This is a genomic window from Salegentibacter tibetensis (assembly GCF_020164485.1).
Lineage (GTDB): Bacteria > Bacteroidota > Bacteroidia > Flavobacteriales > Flavobacteriaceae > Salegentibacter > Salegentibacter tibetensis.
Genome location: NZ_JAIQZA010000057.1, coordinates 1 through 10,108 on the forward strand (window position 1 = coordinate 1; position 10,108 = coordinate 10,108).

Consider the following 10,108-nt stretch of genomic DNA (forward strand, 5'->3'; position numbering starts at 1 on the left):
ATAGATCACCATTAAAATTGGGCCTATAGCACACTGTAAATAGTGAAAACCGGTCATAGAGCAGTAAGCCCTACGGGAGAGTTTTGGCCCTAATTGATTAAAAATAAAATAAAACACATATGAAAATATTTACTTTGCTTTCTGTCATTTTAACTTTTCAAACCGTACTTGCCCAGAAAACAGAGGTCTCGGGAATGATTGCCCACGAAGGAAAACCCGTTGCATATACCAATATATATATCGAAGGCACTTCCATAGGAACTGCTACTGATAAGGCAGGGAATTTTTCATTGATGTTGGAGCCGGGATCTAAAGAACTTACCATACAAGCCATGGGCTTTAAAAAAGTGGTCATGGAAATCAATCCCAGAGATTTTGAAGGAAGCCCTTTAAATATTGAACTAGTAGAAGATAAGTTGGGGCTTAGCGAGGTGGTGGTGAGCGCCACCAGAAACCGGGTAAACCGAAAAGACGCCCCTGTGGTGGTAAACGTACTAGATTCAAAAATTTTCAACGCCACTCAATCCATTACCGTATCAGAAAGCCTCAACTACCAACCTGGGGTAAGGGTGGAGACCAACTGCCAGAACTGTGGGTTTACCCAGGTACGCCTCAACGGCCTTGACGGTGGCTACAGCCAGATTTTGGTAAACTCCCGTGCGGTTTTTAGTGCTTTGAACAATGTTTACGGCTTGGAACAAATTCCCACCTCTATTCTGGACCGGGTGGAAGTTGTGCGCAGCGGTGGTTCTGCCCTATTTGGCTCCAATGCCATTGCGGGAACGATAAACATCATTACCAAAGAGCCCGTTTTGAACAGTTGGGAAATTGCTTCCAACTTCGGCCTTATAGATGGAGACACCCCGGAAATAACGCTAAGTTTTAACGCTTCGGTGATAAGCGATGACCTTTCAAGTGGGGTAACGGTTCTTGGGATGAACCGCGACCGGGATGCCTATGATGCCAACGGCGACGGATTTACAGAACTCGTGGAACTAGTCAATACTTCCATTGGCGCTAAGGCGTTTTTAAAACCGAACGACAACAGCAAGTTTACCCTGGACCTGACCGCGCTGAAGGAAGACCGCAGGGGCGGCGATAGGCTGGAACTGGCACCACACCTCACCGATATTACCGAAGAATTGATCCACGATACGTATATTGGCGGACTTACCTATGATGTATTCAATAATGACCAATCCAACAAATTTTCGTTTTATGTTTCCGGGCAAAAGACCGACAGGGAGAGCTTTTATGGCGGCCTTGGCGGAGGGCGCACCGCCCAGGATACGCTAACTGCCATAAATGCCTACGGAAACACCAAAGACCTTGCCGCCCTTGCGGGCATGCAATACACTAGACAGTTTGTGCGGGATGTGCTTACCGTAGGTGCGGAATACAACTTCAGCAACACTGAAGATGAAATTGCGGGCTACGATAGGTTTATTGACCAAAAAGTAAATTCCTATGGCGCGTTCGCGCAGTATGAATGGAAACCCTTTTCTGTTTTTACCGCATTGCTTGGCGGAAGGCTGGACCACATTGGGGTAGATGGTTTCTATAAAGTGGGCGGGGTGTCCCGGGATTCCCAGGTTGAACAAACCGTATTGAGCCCAAGACTTACCCTAATGTACGATATTACGGAAGATTTAAAACTTCGCGGGGGCTATGCTCGTGGTTTTAGGGCGCCACAGGCATTTAGTGAAGATTTGCACATCTCATCGGTAGGTGGCGAGCCTTCTTTTGTGATCCTTTCGGAGAATTTGGAACCTGAATTCTCCAACGCCTATACCGCTTCCCTGAATTATACCAGAGATTTTGAAAAAGTACAGACCAATTTCCTCTTGGAAGGTTTTTATACCAAGTTGGAAAATCCTTTTACTCCTGTAAGCACCGGCGCCACATTGCCAAACGGTTCCATTTTGGAAGAGGTGCGCAATGGGAGCGGGGCCTATGTGACTGGAACGAATTTTGAATTTGGAGTTTCCCCTTCATCAAATTTGACCTTTCAATTGGGCGGGACCTTGCAAAAATCCATGTACGAAGAGCCCCAGGTGTTGTTCGAAGCAACCAATACAGAAGAAACCGATGTGATTGTAGATCAATTTGTAAGGAACCCAAACGTTTATGGGTATTTCAATGCGAATATTGTTTTGGTGGAAAATACAGGTTTAGACCTTACCGGAACCTATACCGGCTCCATGGTAGTTCCACGGGTAGTGAGCGATTCAGGGTTTTTGGACTTGGTGGACACTCCTGAATTTTTTGATGCCAACATACGTTTGAGTCATCATGTTGACCTTACCGAAGATTTTCACGTGACCTTTAGCGGCGGCGTGCAGAATCTTTTCAACAGCTACCAAGATGATTTTGACAGCGGCCCTACAAGAGATTCTGATTATGTTTACGGTCCCGCTAAACCCCGCACATTTTTTATCGGGCTTAAATTTGGTAAGCTGCATCTTTAATTTTAATTAGACTTATGCCATAAGATTATGAAACACCTTTTTATTTTGTTTTTTATTTGTAGCCAATATTCAGCTTTTGCTCAGGGAAACCAATCAGTTAAATGGATTTCTTTTGAGCAATTGGAAGATTCCCTTGCCGAAAAACCAAAAAAAGTATTGATCTATTTTAACGCCGATTGGTGCGTGTACTGTAAAAAAATGGAACAGGTGGCCTTTAAGAAAATACCTGTGATAAAGAAGCTCAACGAGGAATTTTACACGGTAAAATTGGATGCCGAAAGCAAACGCAACATACGCTTTGATGGTCGGGATTTTACCAATGAACAGGCAAAAACACAGCGCAATGGGATTCATCAAATCGCGTTGTTGCTGGCAAGCAGGAAAAACACCAAATTCAGTTTACCCGCAATTGTGGTCTTAGACGAATCGTTTAGGGTCAAGCAAAGGAGTTTCGAATACCTGACCGAACAGGATCTTTTAAAAATGCTTCGATAGGATTTTAAGAACGTTAAACAAGTTATATTATGGGACATAAATGGATTGAAAAACTTGAAAAAGGGAACACCGCATTTAAGCAGGAGCGGTATTTCCAAGCCTCCGGATATTACAAAAATGTGCTCGCGGAGATGAAAAAGAACCTAAAAAAACTGGATCTGCTTAATAAACACAACTTCCAGGTGGTCATCGAGTTTTGTGAATGCACACAACTTGCGGGAAAAGCAGCACAAAAAGAAGGACAATGGGAGGAAGCCGAAGCGATTTATAAAAAAGCCAGTGATGACCTGGTCCCTTTTATTTCCAATTTTAATAACGGATTGGCCTACCGTGCTTTTACAGTAACAGAATTCAAGAACATATTTTATGAATTAGCCGGGATGTATATATCCAACCATCAGGAAAGAAAATTAAAAGCCCATGTTCGAGAATATCAACCTATAATTGTAAAATGGGCCAAAGAACTAAGTATGTTCAGTAGAGCTGGAATGAACTGATTGTGCCTGTACATCAAATTTAAAAATTAAGGCAAAAATTTGTTGACACTTTGATCGGTTTTTCAGAATCTACAAACAAAACATTTTAAAAAAGGTTTTTTTAGTAAGTGTTGATTGAAATGAACAAGCCTTTTTTAGGGCAAGTTCATATTTGACCCCCGGGGCACGCCTGTAACAAGGCGTAATCCGAGGTTGATAAAATTTATATGTTGTCACACCTTAAAGGATGGGCATAATTCACTCCCCAACTTACGATACCTAATAGAATTTCAAATTATAGGCTTACTGTAAAACCAAAGAACCAGTTTTATTTGCTTCTCAAGATCAAAAACATTATAAATTCGTATATATCAATAAAAATTTTAAAAGCATTTATTTTGCCAACTATAATTCAGCGTAAATTAATTGAAACGATAGAATGGAAAGCGAGAAATGGTTTGACCATCTTAAGAATATCCCTTGGACTCATTTTTATGTGGTTTGGCGTGGTTAAATATTTCCCTGGAGTAAGTACTGCAGAAACCATTGCCTCTGATACTATTTCGGCCTTAACCTTTGGACTTATTTCACCTGCTTTCTCCATGCCTATATTGGCCACTTGGGAGGGTTTGATAGGCATAGGTTTATTAATGGGTAAATTTATGCGCTCAACCTTATTGCTACTTTATGTTCAAATGTTAGGGACCTTTTTGCCACTTGTGCTTTTCCCCGATCAAACATGGACTGATACTGCTTTTGTACCTACCCTTTTGGGCCAATATATCATTAAGAATATTATTTTAATTTCCTCGGCCATAGTCCTTGGCGCCACTGCGAATGGAGGTTTACTAATTGCAAATCCCGTGATAGCTCATGAAGCCTATAATCTTGAAAACCAGCACCGGAGATTTCACAGACGATTTAATGTATCGCCTGAGGAGAGAAAAACTGAAAAGACTAGGAAGAACTCTTTAAAAATGTAAAGTTTAGCAACTGGTAATTCATTGAAATTAGCTTACTACTAGCTGGAGATAAAGTTTATTCAAATCTTTTTTTTGAATTGAGGAACGAATTGTAATTATAATTCTATAATTGTTTTGTTAGGTTTTATTCTTATTTAGAATAAAACCTTTATTTTCAATAGACGCTGTTAATTGCCTGTCACTTGCTGTATCATTTGTACAATTGACCTCTAAATCCCTGACATTATTCCAGAACCGAATCCTGTATTGAAGTAGGGGTATCCATTTCCAGATTTGAGAATTGTTTTCGTATAAATCAATGCGACCTTCATTTCCACAATTTCCCGGCAGGCATCTACGGTTTCAGATATTTTATGGCCAAAGCTTTCCGATAAGTCTAATTCAACAAATAAAAATGAGCTTTATCCAGACCCTTCTGTGCCGCCTTAAATTGAATAAGTACCTCCTTGGGATGAATATCTTCATCAAGCATTTTTATTAGACCATGTATTTGTCCATTGATGCTTTATAATATCTTTACATAAATCTCGTGATATCATTTTGTTTTTTTTCTAATTTAAAACAGGCCCTGGGGTGATCCATAAATTCGGAGAGATAAGTTAATAGCAATTGGTGTTATGCTGAACTGGCGGACAAGCCACAGAGCTGTAACTGCGGTATACACAGCAATATTGGGCTTTTGCATTGGGCGTATTGTCATTAATTGCAGCTGGAATTGCCATTTATGGTCCTTATTTGCGAGTAAAGCAGCTTGGATCAATCTTTAGACCTGGTATCAAAGTTATCATGGCTAAAAAAATCGGCGTAGGTTTTAAGCGGTGTGGACCTTCTTTATCTTAGTTATTCTTTTTGAGGTTGTACAGCTCCTATTAAAGAGACAGTATGAAATCCAATGGGTGAGCTATGGAAATCACCTCAGTTATTCCTTCACCTGTGATAATGGAAACTTCGTTTCTAATTAAGTTCCGTATCCTAATAGCTAAGGATTATGAGAGGGTACTGGATATTCTTGTATATTTGAATTAAAACAAAAAATTATGTCAAAATCACTTTATTGTCTTTTTTTAGCCTTTTCTGTATTCATCTTAGGATGTGCGGATACTGAAAAGAAATTTGATTTAGCGGCAGCAAATCAGGAAACGACTCAAGATACTACATTGAATAAAATTGATATCGAGCTGCTAAAAAAGGAGTTGGGAATGGAGGGTCAGGAAAATGATGGTGAGTTTAAGGTCACTGTCCCACAAAATGATTTAAATGTGTCCGTTGACGGCTTTAAGATTATTCCTCCGATGGGATTAGGAAGTTGGGCGGCATTTGCCCCAGGTTCAGAACAGGTAATGTTAATGGGAGATATAGTCGTGACTGAATCTGACTTAAAACCCGTCCAACAGGAAATTATTAAACAAGGTTTGACCATCACTGCGATTCACAACCATTTTGTGCGGAATGAACCCGATGTTATGTATATGCACATAGGTGGTATGGGCGATGAAAAGAAATTGGGAAGAAGTGTCAAGGCTGTTTTTGATAAAGTAAGTGAAATACGAGGTGCCAATCCAGCCGATGTCGAGAGTTCATCTGTAGAAAACACTTTGAATACTGAAATGATTGACAGTATTATAGGTTACCAGGGAAAAATGAATAATGGTGTTTATAAATTAACCATTGGACGTCCTGATGTTGAACTTCAAGAACACGGAGCTCCTGTGAGTACCTTTTTAGGCTTCAACACCTGGGCAAGTTGGCAGGGAACTACTGAAAAAGCTGCAGTAGCAGGTGATTTTACTATGCTTGCAGACGAAGTAGCACCTGTTATAAAAGCCTTGGTAGAGAACAATATTGAAGTAGTAGCTGTTCATAATCATATGGTTCACGAAGAACCAAGAATATTTTTTCTTCATTACTGGGGAGTAGGGCCAGCCGAAGAATTGGCAAAGGGATTAAAAGCAGCACTGGACCAAACAGGGAATTAATAATACTTTATTTAATTAAACATCTGAAATAGGATAAGCTTACCCTTCATGATTTTTGTCTTGCGTAGCCACCACAACCAAATCATGTATGAATTGGGTCGATATTAAATCTTTCCCGGTCCAAATCTATCTTGTTTTCAAGTATTTATGTGGTTCGAGTCTATCTTCCTGTAACTTAGAATAATCAAATGGAGAACATTTAAATTCTTAGAGTTCAATTTCAAGGTCAGTAGTAACTCAAACCGCTTAAATTTGCAGCGCAATAAGTTTTAATTTCTACCTGCCATCACGCCTCCGTCGGTATTCCAAATTACACACCTACGGAGAGATTTGGAAATGAACAGGAAGTAGAAGTAATGGTTTTATGTTTGGAAAACTGAGTTCATCTAATTTGAAAACTATCTTTTTAGAATCAACTAATCTAAAAGGTAATTCTTGTTTTAAGTTGTATATTATCGTGAGATAGACAAGCGCTACGGTAGGTGCTTTTTTACCTAATTTTAATCTATAAAATAATTATGACCAACCCAGAAGAGCAGCTTAAAACCCTTGGAATAGAACTTCCGGTACCAGTAAATCCTGTCGCGAATTATTTAACCAACCTGGAGGTAAATAACATCTTGTACTTATCTGGCCATTCCTTTAGCGGAGAACCCACCTCCGTGGATATCGGCAAACTGGGAAGAGACTTGACATTAGAGGAGGGGTATCAGGCGGCTCGCAATGCAGCAGTCTGTGTGCTTGCGACCATCAAGCAGGCCCTTGGTGATTTAAACCGTGTAAAAAGAATTGTGAGAGTGCTGGGAATGGTTAATGCCACCGAAGATTTTACAGACCATCCCCAGGTAATCAACGGTTTTTCAGATTTAATGGTGGAAGTTTTTGGTGAAAAAGGAAAACATGTACGATCAGCCGTCGGCATGGGTTCTTTACCCCGTGGTATAGCCGTAGAAATTGAAATAACTTTAGAAGTAGAAGAATAAGCATATTTAGAGGCTCTAATCAATATAGTAGTATGTACAGCAAGGAAACAGACTGTGTTCACAACCAGCAGAAACACCAGGGAGTGAATACTCCCATATACACTTCAACTGCCAACAGGTATATTGGCTATAACGAAATATTGTATCCCCGAAATTTCAACACAGAGAATCAGAAAGCTATTGTTGATAAATTGTGCAGGTTGGAAAAAGGGGATGCCGGAATGATTTTCAGTTCTGGAACGGCGGCCATCTCCACTGTTCTTTTTTCTTTTCTTAAAGCAGGTGATCATGCTCTGTTCTCACAGGAGATTTATGGTGGTACCGCCAAGCTTATCGTGGAGGAGTTTCCGAAATATAATATTGATTTTGACTTTATTCCCAATGATGAAATTGGAAGACTGGATTGCCTGATCAGGGAAAACACCAAAGTGATTTACACTGAGACACCTTCTAACCCTTTGCTTTCCATAGTTGATCTGGAGGTGATCAGCGCAGTTGCTCGAAAAAACAATATAATATCGGTGGTAGACAATACATTTGCCACACCTATTATTCAAAATCCGATTTCTATGGGCTTTGATATTGTCGTCCACAGTGGTACAAAATATTTGGGGGGGCACCATGATCTGTGTTTTGGTGCCATTGTTACCTCTCACAAGTTAAATGACATTATTTACCAGAGTGCCTTGAATTTTGGGGGCAGCCTGAACGGTTTGGACTGTTACCTAATAGAGCGGAGCCTAAAGACCCTGGCACTCAGGGTTGAAAAACAGAGCTCCAATGCTTTAAAATTAGCAAAAGCTTTACAGGAAAATTCGGAAATATCGGCAGTTTATTATCCTGGTCTGGAGAGCCATCCGAATCACACAGTTGCTGCTAGTCAAATGAAAGGCGGGTTTGGAGGAATGCTTTCCTTTAAATTAAAAGATGATTCCAAAACAGAGGAGTTCCTAAATAGGCTGCAACTGGTTATTCCGGCTCTAAGTCTGGGTGGTTTAGAAACCACAATTTGCCAGCCTTCCACATCATCTCATGCCAGTTTATCAGAAGAAGAGCGACTGGAGCAAGGTATTACCGATGCCCTGTTGCGCCTTTCTGTTGGAATAGAAGATGCAGACGATCTGCGTCGTGATATACTGGCAGCGATAGCAAGTAGTTAATAGAAGTAAAACAGGAGTATAATTAAATTAAAAGTTTCAAGGGCTCAGATTTCCCTATCTGGTTGAATAAGCCGGACACAATCCTTTCTAATTGTCGATAACGAACGGATTGAATTGCTGGGAGAACGGAATGCCTATATTAACTTCTGTATCAATTACAAACGAGAAAATCTCTAAAAGAATGTTGAGTTAAAACAATTGAAACAGCTCTCGACACTACTGAATTGCCACTGGAGTATTTATGAAAGGTGGCCTCTTATTTATTTAAGGGAGCGACATCTAATACTTATGTTGCGTAGGGTTCCTAGCGTGTTTTAACAGGGGTTCCAGGTGCTCTTTGCACTGGCTGCATACCATTTTGAGTACGATGCCTTGCCATATCTCGAGCGGTTTTTGTTTCACGTTCTCACCCTCACCTACCTGAGCCAAAAACATGAAAATCCGGACCTTCATCAAATTTGTTTTTCACCTCAAACAGAATGTTGCCGCACCGGTAGCAAGTGTAATTCACTTTCTGCCGCTGGTGTTTTCTATCTATTTTCTAATTCTCACCATGTTGTACATTAATCTTTTTAATCTTCATCCTGACGTTCATTCTCCAGTTCTTCTACCGGCACAAAAGTCATGGAGAGTGAGTTAACGCAATGACGCACATTCTTTGGCGTTAGATATTCTCCTTCAAAAACATGTCCCAAATGAGCATCACAATTGGCGCAAACAATCTCGGTACGGCGACCGTCTGCATCCGGCACACGCTGCACGGCTCCGTGTATCTCTTCATCAAAGCTGGGCCAGCCACAATGAGATTCGAATTTGTAATCTGATGTGTAAAGCGGATTGTTGCAGCGTTTACAAAGGTATACTCCCTCTGCTTCGTTGCGCTCATATTCACCCATGCCTGGATGCTCAGTACCTTTGTTAACGATAATGCGGGCTTCTTCATTGGTGAGCTTGTTATATGCTGACGGGTCTTTTGCTATTTTGATATTTCTGAATTCCATAGTTCTTTCTATTTATAATTAGGTATTTATAGATGCAAAATTTAAGCCAGCTAACTTTCCAACAGTAGTGTGGCCGGTGGTTAAAAAGGCGTTTCTTCGGTTCTCCTATTGTAAGTGGTCCATACGCGTGGAATTAAATGTTTAACAATATCGTATACGCTATAGCTCCTATTAAAAAGAAACCATAATTATTTTCTTTGTCTTCAGGAAGCTCTTCTCTAAAGGTATTTACAACGATGGCTCCTGCGAGTAAGGCAAACATTGAAGATGAGATCATGTCTGGGATCGTAAAGATTACACCTATTAGCCAACCAGTAACAACAGCACCAGCCATTATCCAGCGACCGGTTCTATCATACATTTTCTCATGGTGTTGGAGGAGCGAGTAGTCGACAAGGAGGAAATGAAAGCCTAAAGCGATAAATGTAAGGAAAGAACTGATGCCATTTACTTCCGAATCGTGGTAAAAGTAATAACCGATGATGATGTTGAAAACTGCAAAAATGGCTATGTGCCACCAGAAGATGTCATCCTCTATAGCCATCTCTTCATCTGATGCGTTTTTC

Annotated in this window: 10 protein-coding genes; 7 read left to right on the forward strand and 3 right to left on the reverse strand. The window is 40.5% G+C overall.

What is annotated here, in order from left to right:
- The first annotated feature begins 119 nt into the window (after nt 1-119).
- The 4 genes from LB467_RS17960 to LB467_RS17975 all read left to right on the forward strand — a co-directional run bounded on the left by LB467_RS17960 (nt 120) and on the right by LB467_RS17975 (nt 4,422).
- Nucleotides 120-2,468 carry a TonB-dependent receptor gene (locus LB467_RS17960; protein WP_224475455.1) on the forward strand — a complete coding sequence of 783 codons (2,349 nt, stop codon included), beginning with the start codon at nt 120-122 and terminating at the stop codon, nt 2,466-2,468.
- A gap of 27 nt (nt 2,469-2,495) precedes the next feature.
- The gene (locus tag LB467_RS17965) at nt 2,496-2,963 is read left to right on the forward strand and encodes a thioredoxin family protein (RefSeq protein ID WP_224475456.1); all 468 of its coding nucleotides are present in this window, start codon (nt 2,496-2,498) and stop codon (nt 2,961-2,963) included.
- Between the two features lie 29 nt (nt 2,964-2,992).
- A complete protein-coding gene (locus LB467_RS17970; RefSeq protein ID WP_224475457.1) occupies nt 2,993-3,460 on the forward strand; it encodes a hypothetical protein in 468 nt (155 codons plus the stop codon).
- A gap of 377 nt (nt 3,461-3,837) precedes the next feature.
- Nucleotides 3,838-4,422, forward strand: coding sequence for a DoxX family protein (locus LB467_RS17975; protein ID WP_224475459.1), 585 nt, complete (start codon nt 3,838-3,840; stop codon nt 4,420-4,422).
- Between the two features lie 376 nt (nt 4,423-4,798).
- Here LB467_RS17975 and LB467_RS17980 read toward each other — a convergent pair whose 3' ends face one another.
- Nucleotides 4,799-4,894, reverse strand: coding sequence for a hypothetical protein (locus LB467_RS17980; protein WP_237690471.1), 96 nt, complete (start codon nt 4,892-4,894; stop codon nt 4,799-4,801).
- Between the two features lie 565 nt (nt 4,895-5,459).
- Here LB467_RS17980 and LB467_RS17985 point away from each other — a divergent pair.
- From LB467_RS17985 to LB467_RS17995, 3 genes are all read left to right on the forward strand, one after another.
- Nucleotides 5,460-6,398 (forward strand): DUF1259 domain-containing protein, encoded by a 939-nt coding sequence (locus LB467_RS17985; RefSeq protein ID WP_224475460.1) that lies wholly within the window; start codon nt 5,460-5,462, stop codon nt 6,396-6,398.
- A gap of 518 nt (nt 6,399-6,916) precedes the next feature.
- Nucleotides 6,917-7,381, forward strand: a complete 465-nt coding sequence (locus LB467_RS17990; RefSeq protein ID WP_224475461.1) for a RidA family protein — start codon at nt 6,917-6,919, stop codon at nt 7,379-7,381.
- A 32-nt stretch (nt 7,382-7,413) separates the two neighbouring features.
- Nucleotides 7,414-8,541, forward strand: coding sequence for a trans-sulfuration enzyme family protein (locus tag LB467_RS17995; RefSeq protein WP_224475463.1), 1,128 nt, complete (start codon nt 7,414-7,416; stop codon nt 8,539-8,541).
- 572 nt (nt 8,542-9,113) lie between these two features.
- Here LB467_RS17995 and LB467_RS18000 read toward each other — a convergent pair.
- Nucleotides 9,114-9,542, reverse strand: coding sequence for a methionine-R-sulfoxide reductase (locus LB467_RS18000; protein WP_224475465.1), 429 nt, complete (start codon nt 9,540-9,542; stop codon nt 9,114-9,116).
- Nucleotides 9,543-9,675: 133 nt separating this feature from the next.
- Nucleotides 9,676-10,108: hypothetical protein (locus LB467_RS18005; RefSeq protein WP_224475467.1), on the reverse strand; the 433-nt coding region annotated here is incomplete at its 5' end.